The 21256-nt window shown below is 30.7% G+C and carries 23 protein-coding genes; 10 read left to right on the top strand and 13 right to left on the bottom strand.

The window, feature by feature from the left end; all coding sequences use genetic code 11:
* The first annotated feature begins 2 nt into the window (after positions 1-2).
* From ACP15M_RS01605 to ACP15M_RS01620, 4 genes are all read left to right on the top strand, one after another.
* Complete coding sequence (locus ACP15M_RS01605; protein ID WP_425075418.1) at positions 3-677, top strand: LytR/AlgR family response regulator transcription factor; 675 nt, start codon at positions 3-5, stop codon at positions 675-677.
* A gap of 685 nt (positions 678-1362) precedes the next feature.
* Positions 1363-2190, top strand: a complete 828-nt coding sequence (locus ACP15M_RS01610) for an OmpA/MotB family protein (RefSeq protein ID WP_425075419.1) — start codon at positions 1363-1365, stop codon at positions 2188-2190.
* Positions 2191-2329: 139 nt separating this feature from the next.
* Positions 2330-2620, top strand: coding sequence for a DUF3817 domain-containing protein (locus tag ACP15M_RS01615; RefSeq protein WP_425075420.1), 291 nt, complete (start codon positions 2330-2332; stop codon positions 2618-2620).
* The gene (locus ACP15M_RS01620) at positions 2621-3865 is read left to right on the top strand and encodes a mechanosensitive ion channel family protein (RefSeq protein ID WP_425075421.1); all 1245 of its coding nucleotides are present in this window, start codon (positions 2621-2623) and stop codon (positions 3863-3865) included.
* Between the two features lie 12 nt (positions 3866-3877).
* Here ACP15M_RS01620 and ACP15M_RS01625 read toward each other — a convergent pair whose 3' ends face one another.
* A complete protein-coding gene (locus ACP15M_RS01625) occupies positions 3878-4264 on the bottom strand; it encodes an acyl-CoA thioesterase (protein ID WP_425075422.1) in 387 nt (128 codons plus the stop codon).
* Positions 4265-4392: 128 nt separating this feature from the next.
* Here ACP15M_RS01625 and ACP15M_RS01630 point away from each other — a divergent pair, with 128 nt between their 5' ends.
* Positions 4393-5007, top strand: a complete 615-nt coding sequence (locus ACP15M_RS01630) for an intradiol ring-cleavage dioxygenase (protein ID WP_425075423.1) — start codon at positions 4393-4395, stop codon at positions 5005-5007.
* Here the strand turns inward: ACP15M_RS01630 and ACP15M_RS01635 are convergent.
* Positions 5004-5888: a DUF72 domain-containing protein gene (locus ACP15M_RS01635; protein ID WP_425075424.1), complete on the bottom strand. Its 885-nt coding sequence runs from the start codon at positions 5886-5888 to the stop codon at positions 5004-5006. The two genes, ACP15M_RS01630 and ACP15M_RS01635, sit on opposite strands and share 4 nt — an antisense overlap.
* Before the next feature lie 143 nt (positions 5889-6031).
* Between ACP15M_RS01635 and ACP15M_RS01640 the strand changes: the two genes are divergently transcribed.
* Positions 6032-6445, top strand: a complete 414-nt coding sequence (locus tag ACP15M_RS01640) for a glyoxalase (protein WP_425075425.1) — start codon at positions 6032-6034, stop codon at positions 6443-6445.
* On the opposite strand, the gene ACP15M_RS01645 is transcribed toward ACP15M_RS01640, so the two are convergent.
* The 6 genes from ACP15M_RS01645 to corA all read right to left on the bottom strand — a co-directional run bounded on the left by ACP15M_RS01645 (position 6442) and on the right by corA (position 10398).
* Positions 6442-7122 carry a DUF2461 domain-containing protein gene (locus ACP15M_RS01645; protein WP_425075426.1) on the bottom strand — a complete coding sequence of 227 codons (681 nt, stop codon included), beginning with the start codon at positions 7120-7122 and terminating at the stop codon, positions 6442-6444. The two genes, ACP15M_RS01640 and ACP15M_RS01645, sit on opposite strands and share 4 nt — an antisense overlap.
* 86 nt (positions 7123-7208) lie before the next feature.
* Entirely contained in the window at positions 7209-7394 is a 186-nt protein-coding gene (locus ACP15M_RS01650; RefSeq protein WP_425075427.1) for a hypothetical protein, read from the bottom strand.
* 39 nt (positions 7395-7433) lie between these two features.
* The gene (locus ACP15M_RS01655; RefSeq protein ID WP_425075428.1) at positions 7434-7595 is read right to left on the bottom strand and encodes a DUF1328 domain-containing protein; all 162 of its coding nucleotides are present in this window, start codon (positions 7593-7595) and stop codon (positions 7434-7436) included.
* 67 nt (positions 7596-7662) lie between these two features.
* Positions 7663-8565 carry a mechanosensitive ion channel family protein gene (locus ACP15M_RS01660; protein ID WP_425075429.1) on the bottom strand — a complete coding sequence of 301 codons (903 nt, stop codon included), beginning with the start codon at positions 8563-8565 and terminating at the stop codon, positions 7663-7665.
* 138 nt (positions 8566-8703) lie between these two features.
* On the bottom strand, positions 8704-9207 hold the full coding sequence (locus tag ACP15M_RS01665; protein ID WP_425075430.1) for a Dps family protein: 504 nt from the start codon (positions 9205-9207) through the stop codon (positions 8704-8706).
* Positions 9208-9327: 120 nt separating this feature from the next.
* Positions 9328-10398 carry a magnesium/cobalt transporter CorA gene (gene corA / locus ACP15M_RS01670; RefSeq protein ID WP_425075431.1) on the bottom strand — a complete coding sequence of 357 codons (1071 nt, stop codon included), beginning with the start codon at positions 10396-10398 and terminating at the stop codon, positions 9328-9330.
* A 201-nt stretch (positions 10399-10599) separates the two neighbouring features.
* On the opposite strand from corA, the gene ACP15M_RS01675 reads away from it, so the two are divergent.
* Both ACP15M_RS01675 and ACP15M_RS01680 read left to right on the top strand, forming a co-directional pair.
* Entirely contained in the window at positions 10600-10824 is a 225-nt protein-coding gene (locus ACP15M_RS01675; RefSeq protein ID WP_425075432.1) for a hypothetical protein, read from the top strand.
* A gap of 133 nt (positions 10825-10957) precedes the next feature.
* A complete protein-coding gene (locus tag ACP15M_RS01680) occupies positions 10958-11395 on the top strand; it encodes a hypothetical protein (protein WP_425075433.1) in 438 nt (145 codons plus the stop codon).
* 74 nt (positions 11396-11469) lie between these two features.
* Here ACP15M_RS01680 and ACP15M_RS01685 read toward each other — a convergent pair whose 3' ends face one another.
* The 4 genes from ACP15M_RS01685 to ACP15M_RS01700 form a co-directional block, all read right to left on the bottom strand.
* On the bottom strand, positions 11470-12336 hold the full coding sequence (locus ACP15M_RS01685) for an N-acetylglucosamine kinase (protein ID WP_425075434.1): 867 nt from the start codon (positions 12334-12336) through the stop codon (positions 11470-11472).
* Between the two features lie 72 nt (positions 12337-12408).
* Entirely contained in the window at positions 12409-13401 is a 993-nt protein-coding gene (gene gap / locus ACP15M_RS01690; RefSeq protein ID WP_425075435.1) for a type I glyceraldehyde-3-phosphate dehydrogenase, read from the bottom strand.
* Between the two features lie 39 nt (positions 13402-13440).
* Positions 13441-14427, bottom strand: a complete 987-nt coding sequence (gene pfkA, locus ACP15M_RS01695) for a 6-phosphofructokinase (protein ID WP_425075436.1) — start codon at positions 14425-14427, stop codon at positions 13441-13443.
* 135 nt (positions 14428-14562) lie between these two features.
* Positions 14563-18927, bottom strand: coding sequence for a translocation/assembly module TamB domain-containing protein (locus tag ACP15M_RS01700; protein WP_425075437.1), 4365 nt, complete (start codon positions 18925-18927; stop codon positions 14563-14565).
* Between the two features lie 151 nt (positions 18928-19078).
* On the opposite strand from ACP15M_RS01700, the gene tsaD reads away from it, so the two are divergent.
* Both tsaD and ACP15M_RS01710 read left to right on the top strand, forming a co-directional pair.
* A complete protein-coding gene (gene tsaD, locus ACP15M_RS01705; RefSeq protein ID WP_425075438.1) occupies positions 19079-20101 on the top strand; it encodes a tRNA (adenosine(37)-N6)-threonylcarbamoyltransferase complex transferase subunit TsaD in 1023 nt (340 codons plus the stop codon).
* Positions 20102-20104: 3 nt separating this feature from the next.
* Entirely contained in the window at positions 20105-20431 is a 327-nt protein-coding gene (locus ACP15M_RS01710; protein WP_425075439.1) for a TfoX/Sxy family protein, read from the top strand.
* Positions 20432-20433: 2 nt separating this feature from the next.
* Here the strand turns inward: ACP15M_RS01710 and ACP15M_RS01715 are convergent, their stop codons facing one another.
* Complete coding sequence (locus ACP15M_RS01715; protein WP_425075440.1) at positions 20434-21219, bottom strand: tRNA pseudouridine synthase A; 786 nt, start codon at positions 21217-21219, stop codon at positions 20434-20436.
* Positions 21220-21256: the final 37 nt, after the last annotated feature.

Below are 21256 nucleotides of genomic sequence, written 5' to 3' on the forward strand. Positions count from 1 at the left end.
GAATGAAACGACTAAATTGTTTAATTGTAGATGATGAACCTATTGCTAGAGAAGGCATTAATGCCTATTGCAAAGAGATTTCGTTCTTAAATGTGGTTGCTCTATGTAAGAATGTATTACAAGTAAATCATTATCTTGAAAGCAATGACATTGATTTGATTTTTTTAGATATCAATATGCCTATACTATCTGGCTTAGATTGGCTGAAAGGTTTAAAAAAATCACCATCAATTATTATGACTACGGCATATAAAGAATATGCGTTGCAAAGTTTTGGGTATAATGTATTAGATTATTTGGTAAAACCTATTTCCTTTAAACGATTTTTGCAAGCCGTTAATAAGGTCAACAGTTATTATCAATATAAGGATGAAAAAAGCATACTTTTTTTAAAAAGTGAAAGACAACTTAAAAAGATCGTTATAGAGGATATTCTTTTTGTAGAAGCCATGCAAAATTATATTAAAGTAGTAACATTAAAAGCGTCTACCATTACACATATATCTTTAAAACGTTTTAAAGATCAATTACCTGAAAATGAATTTATTCAAACACACAAATCATTTATAGTCTCTAAACATAAAGTAGATAAAATTGTAGACCATGACATTATTATTGGTGAATATAGAATCCCTATTAGTGTACGCTTAAAAAAGGAAGTATTAGCTAATTTTTAGTTCTATAATATTTAAATACTCGTTTTATTTTACATAATATGTGCAGTTTATTAGAACTGTTCAAATAAGACATAAAAATGTATACATGTTAAGCTCTTAAAAATCGCGTAGAAAAAAATATGATGCATAAATACTTAAATACGCTAAAATTTTAAAGCCTTCTAAAACGTAGCTTTTTAAATACGCTGGTAAACTTTGTTATAAAATTAGATTGATTCGCTATTTGCTTTTACATAAGTCTAAAGACGTTATATCTGATATTATGCTAAAATAGCATAGCTATATGCATGCGAATGCTAATGAACTCTTGGTTGTAAAATGACTGTAGCATAGTTTATGAATGGATTCATAGTAATGCCGCAAATTACTTTTTACATAATTACTATCGTTATATAGCTAAAGCTTTAGAGCTTTTAATAATGGCTGTAACATAATTGTTGACGATATAAAACACTGTGTGTTGATTATATCTACAATTATGTTAAATACACAGTATTCGCCATCAACATATTTGCTCTATAATTTATATTATGTAAAATAGAAATATTTAAAGATTATGGATCTCTTCTCTCGGTTGATATTAAAACCAATAAGCTGCTTTGTTAAAAAAATACACAAACTAAAAGTCCATAATTGAATTCCTTGCGTAAATAACTATATAAACTAAAACTCAAATTATAATATTATGAAGCAAATTTCAGTAATTGTATTATCAGCATTATTTTTAACTTCTTGTGTATCAAAGAAAAAGTATGTTGCACTTGAAACCGAAAATGGTCAAATTAAAAGTGAACTTACTAAAACAAAAGTTGAAAAAGAAACACTTGAAGGTAAATTTGAAGCAATTCAAGCTCGTGTAGATAGTTATAATTCAAAAATTAATTCATTAACTGAAGATAACAATGCTAAACTTGTTAATGTGGATGGTGTGGTTATTTCTGAAAATCAAAAAGTAGCCATGAGAGAATCTCTAAAAAAGGTACCTCCTGCTTATTTAGCTACAGCTAAAACCTTAAAAGATTCTATGAATTTAGCGATGCAATTCAACCTTAAATCGTCTATGGATACTATTGAAGAAGATGAAGATATTTCAATTAAAATAGAAGAAACTGTTGTGATGATTTCTATTTCTGATAAGATGTTGTTCGATTCTGGAAGTTATAAAATTAGCAACAAGGCTAACGAAATTCTTCAAAAAATCGCCAATGTTGTAAACTCTGAAGAAAGCTTAGACATTATGGTTGAAGGTCATACAGATGATAAAGCTTTAAAAAGCACAGCTTCAGTAAAAGATAATTGGGATTTAAGTGTATTGCGTGCTACATCTGTAGTAAAAAAATTACAAAAAGACCATGGTGTTGCTCCCGAAAAATTAATTGCTGCAGGACGTAGTTTTTATCAGCCATTAGTTTCAAATGACACCAAAGAAAATAGAGCTACAAACCGAAGAACACGTATTGTTATTTTACCAAATATTGACAAGTTTTTCGCGCTTATGAATTCTAATAAATAAAACTTAACCGCTTAGATTTTTAATTAATCCAATAAAGGCTATTGTTTATGCAATAGCCTTTTTTATGTCAAAAAAAAAGTATTAAAAATTAGATAAAATCTAGTAGATATAAGGTATTTTTGTATTCAAATTTCTACTTATGATTTCGTTATTTAATAGCTTTAAAATTATAGCTTTACTTGAAGGACTTTCTTATATTTTATTACTTTTTATTGCTACTCCAATAAAGTATCTAGCAAACGATCCTCAATATGTAAAAATGCTTGGAATGCCTCATGGTTTGCTATTTATGGCTTACATCGTTTTAGCTGTATTATTAGCTCCTAGCCTCAAATGGAATGGCAAAACCTTGCTCATTATTTTAATAGCTTCTATTATTCCTTTTGGAACGTTTTATGTGGATAAAAAATACTTGAGAAAATCAAAATAAATGGAAGGTATACGTCATTTTTTTTACGACTATTTTTTGTCTTTCGGAATTTCGGAAGTTGTAGCGAAATACCTCAATGTGGTTTGTCTTGTTATTATATCTGCCATTCTTCTGTTTATTGCAGACCGAATTACGAGACGAATTATCATTAGGTTTTCTGAAACATTTTCAGAAAAAACAAAAACCAATTTTGATGATTTATTGGTTAGTAATCGTGCACCAAGACGTATTGCTCATTTAGTACCTCTTATATTAACTATTAAATTATTTCCATTAGTATTTTACGACTTTCCGCAGTTTGAAACCTATATTATAATGGTTATTAAGGTCTACGGAATTATACTAACCATCTGGATTATTAGAAGTGTTTTAAAAACATTTGAATCGTATTTTAAAACTTTACCACGATTAAAAGACAAACCAATAGATAGCTACATTCAGGTAGCTATGCTTTTTATTTGGACCATTGGTATTGCTTCTATCCTAGCGATTATAATTAACTTATCATTCATAAAATTCTTTACAACGCTTGGTGCTGCTTCGGCCATTTTACTTTTGATTTTTAAAGACACCATTCTCGGTTTTGTGGCTAGTATTCAAGTCGCAATTAACGATAGTGTGCGAATTGGAGATTGGATTACCATGGAAAAATATGGAGCAGATGGTAGTGTGATTGAAATTAACTTGTCTACCGTTCAAGTGCAGAATTTTGACATGACCATTACCAATATTCCAACCTATGCTTTAATTTCTGATGCTTACAAAAACTGGAGAGGCATGCAATCTTCTGGAGGACGACGAATTAAACGCTCTATTTTGTTGCGAGCAAAAAGCATAAAATATCTTAATGCTGAAGAGATTGAAAAACTGAAAGGTATTCAACTTATTTCAAATTATATAAGCTCGAAACAAAGTGATATTTTAAATTTTAATACTGAACATAATGCTGATAAATCGGTGTTAATCAACGGACGAAATTTAACTAATGTTGGCGTATTTAGAAAGTATATGCAAACGTATATTGAAAATCATTCTGCTGTAAATAAAGACATGACCATTATGGTTCGTCAGCTATCTCCTACTCCTGAAGGTTTGCCTTTAGAAATCTATTGTTTTAGTAGCGATAAACGTTGGGAAAACTACGAATATGTTATGGCAGATATTTTTGACCATGCCTTAGCTGCAGTTTCTTATTTTGATTTAGAAGTGTTTGAGTATCCTACAAAGTTTATGGATGTAAAGTAATGTCCTTATTGGTTAATCTAATCTGTCTTTTACAAATTCAACTTCGGTTTTGCCATGAGGTTTTGGTTTACCATCTTCTCCAAGATTCACCATAATAATATTATCGACCGTTAAAATAGTTTCTCTGGTCATTTTGTTTCGAGCTTCACATTTTAAGGTAAGTGATGATTTTCCAAATTTTATAACTTCAATACCAATTTCGACAATATCACCTTGCTTAGCAGAAGCCATAAAATTAATTTCCGACATATATTTTGTTACAATCTTAGAATTTTCAAGCTGAATGATGGTATAAAGTGCTGCTTCCTCATCAATCCATGCCAATAGTTTTCCTCCAAATAAAGTTTGATTCGGATTTAAATCTTCTGGTTTTACCCATTTTCGTGTGTGAAATCTCATGCTTATGTTAAGGTTTTAGTGTTTTTTTGAAATATACACAATTGCTGTTAATTTTTTTCTAAACTTTTCTTAATCTATCACTACCCTACTCTTTTGTATTGTACTTTTAAGAGACTAAATCAATCAAAATGAAATATTTAACAGTAATTTTAATAAACGTTATTTTAACAATTACTTGTGCTCAAGATAACTCTAGTACAGTAATTGGAGGTTCATGTGAAGGTTGTGAAGCCGTTAACGACTATGGTAACAAAAATTTGAGATGGTCTGATACCATTTACGGATTTGATACGATGCCAAACAAAATAAAGATAAGTGGAACAGTCTATAAAAATGATGGCAAAACACCAGCTAAAGATGTTATACTTTATGTATATCATACAGATCAAACAGGAAAATATCCAACAAGACCATCATCTAAAGGTTGGGAACAACGACATGGTTTTTTAAGAACTTGGCTGAAAACAGATTCAAAAGGCAGATATGAATTTTTTACAACTAGACCTGCTTCATATCCCAATTCAACAGTGCCACAGCATATCCATATTACTGTAAAAGAACCCAATGTAAACGCATACTATGTAGAGGATTTCTATTTTTCAGACGATCCGCATATTACTTCAAACATTTTAAACAGAGCAAAACCAAGAGGTGGTTCTGGAGTTATAACCTTAAAAGGAAATGAAGAAATTAAAACAGCTACTAGAGCTATTATTTTGGGTTTAAATATTCCTAATTATTAAAACAAAGTTCCAGAAGCTTCATTCGGAATTTTAAGATCATAACCTAGTTCAGAATTTAGTTGTTTAATAAAATATGCAGATAACAAAGGAGATTCTTTTTCAATATTTTGATGAATAAAAAAATCAATTTCTTTGATGCCTTGCTCCTTCCACTCTTTTAGTCGAATTACCCATTCATCTAAACGTGAATAATCACTTTTATGATTGGCTCCAACATATCGAACAAAGGCTGTTGGATTGGTTAATCGCATGTGCATTAAATCTCGTCGTCCTGCAGTATCTACAATAACATTTGAAACATTATGAGTTTCAAGCAAATCGTATAACTGATTTGAAACACGCTCATCATTGTACCAATTGGTATGTCTAAACTCGATAGCCAATGGAATTTCCTTTGGCCAATTCTCGATAAAGCGCACTACTCTATCAAAGTCTTTTGGTGCAAAATTAGAATGCATTTGAAGAAACATAGTGCCAAGTTTTTCTTTTAAGTGAATGGCATTCGATACATAATGATCGACGACTGCATTAACTTCATTTAAACGTTTCCAATGGCTAATTTCCTGATTCAGTTTCGGAAAAAATTTAAACCCTTCGGGAGTTTTATCATACCAGGTTGAAAACTGTTCCGCAGGAAAAATACGATAAAACGTAGCATTCAATTCTATAGAATTAAACTGGCGCGAATAGTAACTCAATTCATCTTTGGTACCTCTTGGATAAAACCCTTTTAAATCTGCCTTATTCCATTTGGCACAACCAACATAGATGTCTGGAATGTTATCGTCTTTAACTTTGTGTAATACACCTGCTGTATCTATATGATCTTGAGGTAAGCTTAAATCTAAGTCTTGCGGATTGTCAACACTTCCAAATTTCATAATCTAGTTTTTATCAAAGATAGCAGATTGTTATTTTAAGTAGATCACAAATTAATGTATTTGTTAATAACACCGTTAACAAGATATAGCAAGTGACAAAAATTAGGCAATGATAATGTCTATTTTTAGTTAAAATTAAAGCCATGAACGACCGATCTACGAATTTAAAATCTATCAGACCTATTATAGCTTCAGCACAAGTAAATGATAATATGTCGTCTGATGAGTGTTTCCAGAATGCTACTTTGCGTCCGATTATTAAAATGCAAAACCATTTGCTTATCGTAGTTTTTAGAAATTATATTGATAAGCGAAAAAATGTGTTTTACGATTTATCTTTGCCCAAACAATTGGCTTATATTGAAAACGCTATTCATAAGGATATGAAGTTTAGAAACTCTGTAAAAGGTATGATTATTGGTCAGTTTACTGTGGAAGAATATGAGGTTTATATTCAAAATTCTTCAGCATTAAATAAACGTATGATGAATATTGTAAAAGAGCGTTTGGTAAGCAATATTCAATTGTTTGCTCAACCCCTTGCAAAAGCCATTTAGATGATAGATTCTCCGTTTAGATTTGTGGTAAGCACATCGCTCATATAATCAAAAAACGGACGAATAGCTTTAAATGAAGCGTTGACATCATCAATAAACACATCACTTATCACTTCTTTATCTGTATACTTTTTTATAAAAATGTATTGTTTCTTTTTAATGAGGTCGATGGCTGGATGATTTTTATCAAAATCACGAGGTGCAGTTTTTAACTCGTCACCTACAAATTCTCCCCAAACCGATTTAAATTTTTTATTATTAATAATGTTACGAATGTCTTGATCATCTTGTTCAAATTCGCGTCTAATACGTAATAAGTCTTCTTTATTTGGTTCCCAAAATCCAGTCGCTATAAACGATTCGTTATTGGGTTGAATGTGTAAATAATAACCACCTCGTAGCTCTGGTTTTTTTCTTCCAAAAGAGCCTCCAAAATGGGTTTTATATGGCAACTTATTTTTTGAAAAACGCACGTCACGATAAATACGAAACATTTTAAATTTTTCAATCTGATCGTGTTTATTTAATTTTTCTAATAAAACATTATAAGTTTGTTTTACTTCAGTTTCGATGGTTTTAAATTCGGTTTTATGTTCATTAAACCAATCGCGATTGTTGTTATTTTCTAATTGCTTAAAGAAATCGAAGATGTTTTTATTGAATTTTGGTGTCGCCATTTTTAATAATTTATTGTTTAAAAGTACAAAAAAAGTCTCGACTTAAAATCGAGACTTTTAGCTTTATTAGGTTTGTTATTTACAGATTATTTATTGTCGTCTACTACATCTTCAACCTCGTCTTCGATATCTTCTGCAGCATCACCAATAGCATCTCCTGTGTCTTCAACAGCTTCTTCTATTTTTTCACCTGTAGACTTTTCATCTCTACAACTAGTTGTGATTAGACTTAGACTAAATAATGCGATAAATAAATATGTTAATTTTTTCATTGTATTAAATGTTTAGATTATTAATTTTTAAGCAGTTCATTACTTCTTTACAAGCCCTTTTAATAATGATAGTATAAAAAGCACTAAAAAAATATAAAAGCAAATTTTAGCTATACCTGCAGAAGCTCCTGCAATTCCTCCAAAGCCTAAAATGGCTGCAATAATTGCAATAATTATAAATGTGATTGTCCATCGTAACATATTATTAAAGTTTTAAGGTTAATGTTTGAGTTGCTGACGCTCAGAACCCAAAAAATAATTTATTTAATTAATTGTTAGAAAAGGCCTCTTGCAAGTCTGGAGCTTTCACATTTAGTTTGTTATCAAACTGTAGGGTTCTAATTGGGAAGGGAATATTAATACCTTCTTTATCGTAAGCTTTTTTAATTTCAATAATTGCTTTGGTTTTAGCTCTTAATTTTTCGAGCATATTTTCAGCATCAATCCAAAATCGGCATAAGTAATTTATAGAACTGCTACCAAACTCAGTATAATAGAATTCGACATCATTAGAAGTTTTTACTTGATTAAAAGTGTTTGCAATGGTTTGCTTTGTAAGTTTTTCAACAAATTTTAAATCAGATTCGTATCCTACTCCACACTCAATAAACACTCTCATACGAGTTGTTAATGAGTAGTTTTTTAGTGGATTTTCTAAAATCATTTTATTAGGAATCACAACTAAGTTATTATCGGCTTCTTTAAGTGTAAAATCTTTAAGATTGATATCAATAATTTCACCCGAATAACCATTGGTTTCTACCCAGTTACCTATTTGAATTTTTTTTCTAAACGAAATAGCGATACCAGCAATGGTATTAGATAAAGTCCCTTGCAATGCTAAACCAATCACTAAACCTGCTACACCAGCACCAGTTAGTAAAGAGGTTAGAGTTTTACTTAAATCTAATATGCCTAATGCAAGAAATAGACCTATAAGTACAACAGCCACAGCACTAATGCGTGAAATGATACTACTAATAGATTCTTGTTCAACCCTTTTAGATACTAGTTTGTATGTAAATTTGTTAACATACTTTGCTATAAAATATGCGCTTACTAGCACTAGTATTGCCAAAGCCAAATTTGGTAAATTTTGAATGATCGCATCTAGCCAACCTAAAAGTTTATTTGTTAGGTTGCTAAATGCTGTATTTAATTGCTCTTTCATTTTCTTTTCTCTTTAATTAATATATTCGGAATACAGGATTTAAGCTATCAAATCTGCATGAATTATATCATGATATCGATTTGGTATTAAGCTAAAATCATTTCTAATTGACGCTAATAAATAGGAAGTGTGTCAATTTTATGATTCGATAGCATCGAGCTTCAATTTTTCTGAAGAATTTTTGGTCCATGCATTAAGCATCCAACTTGATTTTTCCATCTCTCTAATATAAGCTCCAATTAAATCAATGGTTCCTTCATCTGAAGCACCTTCGGCCTTTTCAATGACCACACTCATTTGGCGAAGTAATATTTTGTGGTCATTAAGAACCTCCATTATCATATTTCTATCTGTTTTGAGAGGTGATACTTCTTTAACTTCAGAAATTTCAAGATAATTATTTAATTTACTCATAGGATGATGCTTTAGTGTTAGAATTCGCTCAGCGATTTCATCAATTTTTATACGAGCATCGGTATATAATTCTTCAAATTTATTGTGTAAATCAAAAAAATTCTCACCTAAAATGTTCCAATGGAAGCTTCTTAGCTTTTGATAATATATATGATAATTGGCAAGTAGTGTATTTAATTCTACAACAACAGGTATTAATTTTTCATCTTTCATGTTCAAATAACTCATTTTTATAAATTTTTATAGTGTTAATAATTAATTACACTATATAAACTATAGGAAATTTGAAGCTTGTCAAGTGGTTTAACGCCTTTTAACTGTATTAAGGTTTATTTAACATAAATTATGTTAAAGCCATTTTTTCTTTCTAAAATAAATTAACATCACAATAAAAAGCAATACCATGACTCCTAGTAAAATGAAATACCCGTTTTCTGCTTGCAATTCAGGCATGTTCGTAAAATTCATTCCATAGATACCAGCAATAAAGGTTAACGGAATAAAGATGGTTGCAATAATGGTTAATACCTTCATGACTTCGTTCATTTTATTACTAATGATAGTCATGTACATATCCATTAAACTCCAAACCATTTCGCGATATAAATCGATAGACTCATTAACTTGAATAATGTGGTCATATAAATCTCTAATATAACTTTGAGATTTTTCATTAATAATCGAATTGTCAGATTTTTCAAGTCGGTTAACAACTTCTCTCAACGGAAAGATGGAACGTCTAATTTTTAATACGTCTTGTTTTAATTGCTGAATTTGATTAGGTGTTGTAGCATTATTGTTTTGAGACTCAAAAATACTAGATTCTAAATCTTCAATTTTATCTCCAATGGCTTCTATAACAGTAAAATAATTATCAACAACAGCATCTAGTATGGCATACATAAGATAATCTGCACCTTGAGAGCGAATTCTTCCTTTAGATGTTTCAATACGATTTCTAAGGTCGTCAAATACGTCGCCATCTGCTTCTTGAAATGTTAGTACATAATCTGAACCAACGACCATACTTAAATGCTCATATTGCAAAAGGTTACTATCATTAAAATACAACATTTTGAAGACGACGAAAAAATAGTTTTGAAACTCTTCAAACTTTGGTCTTTGACTTGTATTTACAATATCTTCAAGAGTTAAAGGATGTAGATTGTAGTGTTTTCCCAGCTTTTCAATATCTTCTAAATTATTGAGTCCGTTGATGTTAATCCATGTAACTTGCTTGTTTCCTTCAAAGTTAAATCCGTCTTCAACATTATTGCTATCTATTTTAGTAAACGTTTGGCTAGAGTAATTAATGATATCAATAACCGTTTTTAATGATAACTTTTTTCCCTTATATGCCATTGTTCCTGGAGGAAGATTGGTGGCTTTGTATGCTTTATTTTTAGGTTTTACCTTCATGAGACATTTAAATAACAGACTTTAGCTAAAAGTATAAAATCTTTTTGGTATAACATTCATCTATAAATTTATAATTATAAGCTATGAATATTATTAGTTTACTGTTGTTTATTGATTTACTTTTGATTAAATAAATTTAAGTTTGCATATTGATTTTATTTTTACTAATATGCAAATTCAATCCTTCATAAAATATAATTCATGGGAAGACCTCCAACAAAACCGATTAAATTCAGAGATGGATTTTATATCGAAATAAGAAATAAAGGGAAAAATACTGGTATTAAACTTCATAGAGACACTAAAGAACAAATGCTAAGAACCATAAAAGAGTACGAACAATCAAAAGATGTACTTATTCTTGGTGAATCTAAAAACGGAAAATGGGTTAATAAAACACCTGTTTTACATGTGGTAGAAGATTAAATATCTATATTTTTTTAAGTTATTATAGCCTTTCTTGAGTTTGCATAAAACGCAAATTCTAGAAAGGTTTTTTTATGATTTAATATTTATTTTTATAAATTGTTGTCAATAAACTAACAAAAACATAAATATTATGACTGATTTACCAAACACAAAACCACCTGTATGGTTTTGGATTATTGCTGTTATTGCTCTTATTTGGAATGCTATGGGAGTTATGCAATATCTTGCTCAAGCCTATATGACAGATGACTTTAAGAGTCAATATACTGCTGAACAGTTAGAAATGATCAACAATACACCAGCTTGGGCTACCGCTGCCTTTGCTATAGCTGTATTTGCTGGGCTATTAGGTTCACTACTACTTATACTGAAAAGAAGGTTTGCATCTACTTTATTTTCACTCTCTCTTTTAGGAATAGTCTTACAGTTATATCATAACCTAATTGTCATAGACACTATGGAAATAATTGGTCCGATTGCAGGTATTATGTCAGGAATCATCTTAATATTTGGCATATTAATTCTACTCTTTTCAAAAATGGCTAGTCGTAAAGGCTGGCTTAGATAAATAAAAAACACTAAAAAAACGAAAGGTATTAGCAAATCACTAATACCTTTTTTGTTTTAATAAATATTATAAATCTAGGATTTAAGTTGATTTATATGATAGTTTACAAGACCTTCTATTGGTCGTCTTTCAAAATTACCAATAGTAAATCCGAGTTCTTCAGCAACTTGACGTATTTCGTCTTCAGCAAAAAACGCAATAGATCCAGCAAAGTGAACAGGAACCGTTTTTAATTCTTCTTTATACTGAAAGATCATATTTTTAGTAAATACTCGAATGCCTTTTTTTATCAATTCAACAATATAATCCGAATCTTTATTTAAGAACACAAACTCCGCAAAACTTGCCAAATACGCATTTGGATTTGGTTGCTTATACAGATTGTACTTTATAAAATCGGCTTCTACATTATATTTATGTTCAAAAGCAACTTTAATATCTTCTGGCATATTGTTGAAGTAATAATCTTTAATTAATTCTTTACCAAAATAATTTCCTGAAGCATCATCCATAAGCGTATAACCTAAAGAAACCACACGTTGATGTAGTTTTTCACCATCAAAATAGCTACAGTTAGATCCTGTTCCCAAAATACAAACTACTGAAGCTTCAGTACTATGATTTATGGTGGCTCTTACAGCTGCCATAGTATCTTCTTGAACTTCTACAGCAGCATTAGTAAAAATAGATTCTAAAATTTCAGTAAGTATTAATTTAGGCTTGGTTGTTCCACAACCTGCTCCATAAAAAAACACATGAGTTACTTTGTTTTTAAACTGCATTAACTCATCATTTTTTTTTATGATTTTATTGAGTTTCTTTTTCTTTAAAATAGCTGGATTAAGTCCTTTTGTACGTATTTTTTCATGGATTTGATTTCCATTTTCGTCTATAACAATCCAGTCACATTTTGTTGAGCCACTATCGGTTATTAAAATCATAGATGTTAGTTAAAATAAATCCGTAGATGATATATAAAAAATTAAATACTACGGATTTATAATGAATTTTATTTAAAGCGAATTAACTTTTAGTGCTAAGTCTACTAATTTTGTTGAATAACCAAACTCGTTATCATACCAAGCTACTAGCTTAAAGAATTTTGAATTTAATTCAATAGAGGCTTCGGCATCAAAGACACTAGTACGCTCTTCACTCACAAAATCTTGAGATACTACTGCATCTTCAGTATAACCCAAAATACCATTCATTGCGCCATTGGCAGCAGTTTTAATAGCCGCTTTAATCTCTTCTAAAGAAGTTTCTTTTGAAGTTCTAACTGTTAAATCTACGACAGACACGTCAGCAGTTGGCACTCTAAATGCCATACCTGTTAGTTTTCCATCTAATTCAGGAATGACTTTTCCAACAGCTTTAGCTGCACCTGTTGTTGTAGGTATAATATTGTTTATAGCACTACGTCCTAAACGATAATTTTTACGTGAAGGAGAATCTACAGTGTACTGAGTAGATGTCGCAGCATGAATGGTCGTCATTAAAGCCTCTTCAATTCCAAAATTATCCTCAATCACTTTAGCTAAAGGCGCCAAACAATTTGTTGTACATGAAGCATTAGATACAATGGTATGCTCCGCAGTTAATGTATCATCATTTACACCCATTACAAACATAGGAGCATCTTTACTTGGAGCAGAAATTATTACTTTTTTTGCACCACCATCAATATGGTATTGTGCTGTTTCTAAAGATTTAAAAATACCTGTACAATCTGCTACAACTTCAACACCAACCTCATCCCATTTTAAATTTTTAGGATCTCTTTCTGAAGTGACTCTAATTGTTTTTCCGTTAACTACTAAGTTCCCATCTTTGACTTGAACGTCACCATCAAAGCGTCCATGAACTGAGTCATATTTTAATAAATAGGCTAAATGATTAACATCTAACAAATCGTTTATAGCAACTACATCAACATCATTACGTTTTACTGTTGATCTAAATACAATTCTTCCAATTCTACCAAATCCGTTTATTCCTAATTTCATATTTCTATTTCTTAATGTTATTTTTATTAATTTGATTACTTATATCGACATAATATCTGATACGCGTAACAATTCTAAATTTATTTTTGATTTTCCTTTTACAGCTTGATCTAAAGGTGTGAGTGTCATAACATCATTTTTTAGACCTACCATACAATTGGTTTTTCCAGTGATTAAACTTTCAACTGCTTTTACTCCCATTCTGCTAGCTAATACACGATCAAAACACGATGGAGCACCTCCACGTTGCATATGACCAAGTACAGAGACTCTAACTTCGTATTCTGTCATGTGTTCTTCGACATAATCTTTAAGTTCGAAAACGTTTTTTCCAATTTTATCACCTTCGGCAACAACAACAATGCTTGATGATTTTCCAGATTGTTTACTTCGTCTTAATGATTCTAAAAGTCGATCTAATCCTAAATCTTCTTCAGGAATTAAAATTTCTTCAGCTCCTGCTCCAACACCAACATTTAAAGCAATATGACCAGCATCACGTCCCATAACTTCAACAAAAAATAAGCGGTTATGTGAACTTGCAGTATCTCGAATTTTATCGATACTATCAACAACAGTATTGAGTGCTGTATCGTATCCTAAGGTATGAGTAGTTCCATAGATATCGTTATCAATTGTTCCAGGAATTCCCATAACTGGTATATTATATTCCTCACTAAAAATCATGGCTCCAGTAAAGCTTCCGTCACCACCAATAACTACAAAAGCGTCAATTTCTGCTTTTTTAAGTTGTTCATAAGCTTTTTTACGGCCTTCGGCTGTTCTAAATTCTTTTGAACGAGCAGATTTTAAAATGGTACCTCCTTTGTTAATGATTCCTTTTACACTACGAGCATCCATAGATTTAAAATCACCTTCAATCATACCTTGATAACCTCTGTAAATACCAATACATTCTATATTATGAAAAGCACAAGCTCTAACTACCGAACGAATACCAGCATTCATTCCAGGAGAATCTCCTCCAGAAGTAAACACACCTATTTTCTTTATTGTATGCAGCATAATTTATTATTGTTTTATAAAATTAGTAAACATATATTACAATGACTGTAGTATTTGAGATAATTTAACAGCACGAAAAAATTTCAAACGTTTTCGTTAATAACTAATTTAAAAATGGAATAAAAAAGTGACAGGTTAATTGCTTTTTTTATCTTTTTCTGACTTTATATTTATAAAATCTGGAAGTAGATTTTCATCGTTTTCTTTGGATTTTTCTGCTTTTGATTGCTTTTCCTTTTTGTTTTTACCTGTAAAAATAATTTGAACCAATTCTTTGAACGTATCAAACTCAACATTATACGATAAACCAACACCTTGAGTGTAACCAATTTCTTCACCAAAATTTCTGATATTATTTTCACGATTGAAGAATTTAGCTGTAAGTGTACCTTCTTCATTTAAAAGCACATCAATTTGTACATCACCAGCAATTACAGTTTCACTAACACCACCAATTGGCACACCTACTTTACCATTAATAAGCACTCTATCGCTAATTTTTGTACTTAGTGTTAGTCCTATTTCATCACTAGTTTCATATTCTGCAGTTTGCTGACCAGCTTGATAATTAACACCTATGTTTATTTTTTCGGTTCCATCATTTCCAAGAATGCTATTAAATAACGAATTGACACGATCTGAAATCGTTCCATAAGCACTTTGTCCTAAATTAAACTCGCTGGCAAAAGTTCCAAATGACAATACATTAAGAGCTTGAAACTCTCTAGATTCTTTAGTTTCTAAACGATACTCCAACTCAGACTTAATATTTGAATCTACATTAGGAAAGTTAAATGTAAAATCTGGATCTGGCTGTTCTAATTGTCCTGCGAGGTTAATTTTAACTTCAACATCAATGTTTCTATTAATAGGATTGTCTAATAATACCGAAGGATTTGCTTGAGCTTTATATATTGCAGATAAGCCAATTTGCGCTTTTAAAGGATCGCCTTCCCAACGAATAGAACCTCCAGGAACAACAGTTAATTCTTTTTGCACTAAGCCACCATAAGCAAAATTGTAGGTGCCTTCAACAATTTGAAAATCACCAAACATTTGAAATTTTCCGTTGGTATTAATATCAAATAGTAAATTGCCATTACCATTACCATGAATTGTACTACCAGAGTTTTTATCAATCACGATTTCAATATCAGCATACGGATTAACAAATAGATTAAACTCAAGTTCTAGACCTTTTACTAGATTTTCAAGAGCTACTTCACCATTCTTCTTTGCTGCTTTCTCTTCTGGTGATAAAAAACGAATGTAAGAGTTGTCTCCATAAGTTTCTAAATCGCTTAATGGAATTTTAAATACAGTACCTTGAGCAGTACTTCCATTAAACTCAATTTTTAAAGCATCGGTTGGACCAATAATATCAGCCTTTCCTGTTACGAAAGCTGTTCCGTAATAGAGTTCTTCTTCGTCATATTCGGTATCTAATACTAAAAGTCTTGAGGTGTCTATTTCTAGTCCTAATTCCCAATCTGAAAAGTTTTTATGTTTTATAAACCCATTAAGTGTTGCTTTTGAGAAGTATTCTGAATCTGTAATATCGACATCATGAAAAACAAATTTTTGAGATTCTAAAGTTACTCGAGAATCAAAATCAAAACTGTAATCTACATTTAAATACGGAATGGTTAAACCAGCATTGTCTAGTAAAAGTTCACCATTTATTTGAGGACTATCTAAACGTCCTGTTACACTAGCATTACCAGTTACTAAGCCTCTAATATTTGTAATAATTCCTTCGCCAAACGGATTTAATGGGTCAAGGAGGAACTCCTCAAAATTGACCTCTAAATCAATGTTTGAATTGGTATCACTCACGTCTATAGTTCCTGAGGCATCCAATGATTTTACGCCATCATTTTCAAGATTTAAGTCGACAGTATAATTGGTTAAAGATTCATTTCCTGAAATATCTGCAGTTAGATCTCCTAATTCAAAATTGTTAGCTCTAAGCTCATTAATAGTTATATTAGAATTTGGCAAATACACTCCTTCCTTCTGAAGAATTTTGAGTCCACCATTTACTCTTCCTGCTAAAGTTAAACTATCAACTCGAGGTGTGATTTTTGTTAAATCTACATTGCTGAGCTTAAGATTGACATCTTTTGTATCAGTATTTTCTATTGCGCCAAACAATTCAATTTGTTCATTAAAATGAGTCATTACAATATTGTCGATATCAAATGACTCTAGATTTCTGTCAATTATAATTTTATTTGCATTATTTTTTTCTTCATTAATAGTCCATGTATTCTCTTTAAAAGTGATATTCGATTTTTGAAAGCCAATTACAGAGTTTTGCGCTTCATTTATGGTATAAAATAAGCTAAGATCAAAATCGTCTGTATTTTGTTTTCCGCCTTTAAATTCAGACTTAATAAATAAGGTGTCTCGTTGTGTTACATTAATTAAACTAAAATCGGAGACCTTATAAAACTTTGAACTTAAGGAATCGATTTCGATGTAGGTGTTAAAAACAGGATTGCTGTTATCGACTAATACAGATAAATCCTTAGCAAAGTACTCTTTGAGTTTGATATTTGGAGATTTAAAGGTAAGATTGAAGTTTTTTTCATTAGTTTCCATTCTCCCTTTAATTGTAGTATTTGGACCTAATTTTAAATCGTGATAAAAGGCTTCAACAATTTTATTATAGATTTTAAAATTAAATTCTACATATTGATCGGTTTCAATTTGATGAGGAGAATAATTGGTATAAATACTTCCAACAGAATTTTCGGCGAGTTTACCTAGGTCTTTAAATTTAAAGTTTCCTTTCATTGTGCCTTCAATAATATCTGGAGAATTTATTTGAAGCGTTCGTTGTTGGTCTTCAAATACAGAAGTGATGGCAAAATCTTCAAAGAAATACTCATCATTTTCATTGATATAAGTTGTGTTTTTAAAATTTATGGTTCCAAAAGCATCATCAATACTAGATGCTTTCATAGACATTTTGATATCACCTTTAAAAACGGAAACGTTATCTTTTTTAATAAAGTTTAATGCTTTAAGATTTGCATAGGCTACATCAGCATCAAAGTCAAAACTTTTAATGTCTTGTGACAAATCGGCAAGACCATTAAATGTAAATTTAAAGTTTTCATCCTTTGATTCTAAAAAACCATTAAATATTTGATTTCCTAATTTACCAGACACTTCAATGTCTTGATAATTATACTCATTATATTCAATGTGAAACACTTCACCTGAGATTTGAGTACTTAGGTTTTCTATAGTAAACCCTTTTCCATTAACATCTAAGTTAAACGATGTTGTTTTTATATTGGGATCGTTGAGTAAAGCTCCTAAATTAAACTCATCAAAAACAACGTTTCCTAAATAATTTGCATTATCAATATCGTCTACATGAGTCATTTTCATATCAGAAACAATTAAACCTAAATTAGTGTTGATCTTAATATCTGCATCAATAGTTGTATCTGTAATGTATGAGGTTCCTGTGATTTTAAAATCACCTAGTTTTGAAAACACACTAGGAATTGATTCACCTAAAACATTTGGAAGCAAAGCTTTTAAATCATAATAATTTGATGATAAATTATCATAACGACCTGTCATTGAAAAATCACTTTCTGCACTACTGAATAAATTTTTAAAATTTAGATCACCGAAAATTTGAGTTCTTCCACTAGCATTTAATTGCAAATTATTAGCATTTAAATCATTTAGAGTTCCAGTTAAATTAACATTGAATTTTGCTTTTTGGTCGATACCAAATTCATTGTAAAATGCATTTAAATCATTTAAAGTCACTTCAGAATCTGAAAAGTCAGCAGTAACTTGTACTTTATCTTCAAAATCTTTAAAATCTTCACGATTGTAATCAAAACGCAGTCGACCTTTTAAAATTGATTTATCGGTTTTAATATTTAAGTTATTAAAATTCATATAGGTTAACGTGTATTCAAAATCGGTCATTAAATTTTGAATATGCACACCTCTACTATCTTTAAATGCGAGTGTATTTATTCGAGTTCTAACATCACTACCATCAATAACAAAGTCTGTAGCATTAATGCTTAAATCGTTAAACTCTAAAACTTTGGGTGTTGTTTTATTGTCGTCAATTAATCTAAAAGTCCCATCATAAATAGAAACATCGCTAGATGATAATAAAAATCCACTTTTTTCTTGGCTAGGATTATCTTCTTCAAACCTTTCGACAAAAACATCAAGATTAGTATCTTCTTCTCCTTTGTAAGTTTTAATATTGAAGATTAAATTATAGATGTCTATATCACCAAAATTAAGTTTACCATTAGCTAGATTTTTATAATTAAGAATTGACGTGTTTAATTCTTGAATCGCAATGAGTGTATCTTTTTTATAGTCTTCAACATAAATTTCTTTTAACTCAACATCTCCATTAAACTGAAGCCCAACCTTACCAATATTAATATTGGTTCCAAAATCATCATTTAACATTTTTGTAAGTCGTTTTCCTAATGAAGTTTGCACAGATGGAATAGATAAAATAAGTACCAAAATGACAAACAGTAGCAAAATAATTGCTACTATTTTGGATAGTATTTTTAGGAATTTTTTGATACGCCTTTAAAGTTATAACTTTGACCTCAAAATTAACAATTATTGTGCCTAATTTGTATTAATGAGTTCACAAAATACATATATTCTTGCTATTGAGTCGTCTTGCGATGATACTGCTGCAGCAGTAATGCTTAACGGAAAAATTTTGAGTAACATTGTCGCTAGTCAAAAAATCCATGAAGATTATGGAGGTGTTGTTCCAGAATTAGCCTCAAGAGCACACCAACAAAATATTGTTCCTGTAGTCGATCAAGCACTTAAAAAAGCGAGTATTGATAAATCTCAATTAAGCGCAATAGCTTTTACTCGTGGTCCAGGATTAATGGGTTCTTTGCTTGTAGGAACTTCGTTTGCAAAATCTTTGGCTTACGGATTAAAGATTCCGTTAATTGATGTGAACCATATGCAGGCACACATCTTGGCTCATTTTATTGAAGAAGCCGATTTTAAGAAGCCTCCATTCCCATTTTTAGCCATGACCATTTCTGGTGGTCATACACAAATTGTTAAAGTTAATTCTCATTTTGATATGGAAGTGATTGGCGAAACCATTGACGATGCTGTTGGAGAAGCCTTTGATAAAAGCGGAAAAATATTAGGTTTAGGTTATCCTGCTGGACCAGAAATTGACAGACGTGCAGCATTAGGAAACCCGAAAGCGTTTCAGTTTACCAAGCCGAAAGTTGATGGATTGAATTTTAGTTTTTCTGGATTAAAAACAGCAATTCTTTATTTTGTTCAGAAACAGGTAAAAGCAAACCCAAACTTTATAGAAGAGAATTTAAATGATATTTGTGCATCGATTCAATATACTATTATCGGAATTTTAATGGACAAACTAAAATTAGCTTCAAAGCAAACAGGCATTACACATATTGCCATTGGAGGTGGAGTTTCGGCAAATTCTGGTATTCGTGAAGCTTTAAAATCTGGTGAACAAAAATTTGGATGGACGACCTATATTCCGAAGTTTGAATATACTACAGATAATGCAGCTATGATTGCCATTGTTGGCTATTTAAAATATTTGGAAGGCAATTATGCAGACCAAAGCGTCATGGCTTCAGCAAGATTAAAACTATAAGTTATGGCATTTAATGAACAGCTTGCAAATAGAATTAGAGAACAATTAAAACTGTTTTCAGAAGTGTTTACCGAAAAGAAAATGTTTGGAGGTTTGTCGTTTTTATATCAAGGAAAAATGACTATTGGTATTGTTAAAAATGAACTTGCTGTTCGCATTGTTTCAGATAAGATGGAAATTGAATTAGCAAAAGATACTGTTCGTCCTATGGATTTCACCAAGCGTCCGATGAAAGAATTTGTTTATGTGTCTTCTGAAGGTTTTAACACCGAATCTCAATTATTGCATTATATTGAATTAGGGTTAGAACACGCTAAAAGCAAATTGTAAACTTATTCAAACTCAACAGAATTTAAGATCAAACCTGAAGCAGGCGCAATATAATCCATGACTTCTTTACTTTCAGATTTCAATGAATTTTTAATATAGTTTAAGTCCACTTCTCCTCTACCCAATTTAATAAGTGTTCCCATCATTAAGCGAATTTGATTTCTTCCGAAGCCTTTACCTTTAACAATTAAAGTGTAAGTGTTCTTCGGAAAAAAATTAGCAGTATACAATGTGTTTTCAACCAATACACAGCTTTCAATAGTGCGTTCATAAAATCCTTTATCTGAAGCTCTAAAACAATATGGTTTAAAATTGTGCGTCCCTTCAAAAAGTTGAGCACCTTGTTTCATAAGTTCAATATCTAAATCATCAAGTATGGTCGTCATAATTGGTGCACAAAATGGATGGCATTTTTGTCCGAAAGCAAACAAATAGATGTATTCTTTAATTTTTGAATGCTGAATAATGTTGAAATCTGCCTCAACTTCTTCAATTGCTAAAGCTCTTAAATCTTGTGGTAAATTATGATTGAATAAAGCTAAAAAAGCTGTTTCGTCTTCAATTCTTTCATAGACAAACAATTCGAAAGCAGATTCGTTTGCAGATACCATTGCATCTGTACGACCAGAACCCAAGGTTTTAAATTCTTTACCTTCTAAAATAAAATTAAGTGTACGATCAATCATTAAATGTATGGTTTTTAACTTAGGCTGTTTTTGCCAACCATGAAATCGATAACCTAAATATTGAATCTTGATTAAGTAGTAGTAACGCTTCTTATTAAACATGATAGCAAGAACGTTATTTTAAGAATTAATGCAAAAA

Source organism: Psychroserpens sp. S379A, from assembly GCF_049800755.1.
GTDB lineage: Bacteria > Bacteroidota > Bacteroidia > Flavobacteriales > Flavobacteriaceae > Psychroserpens.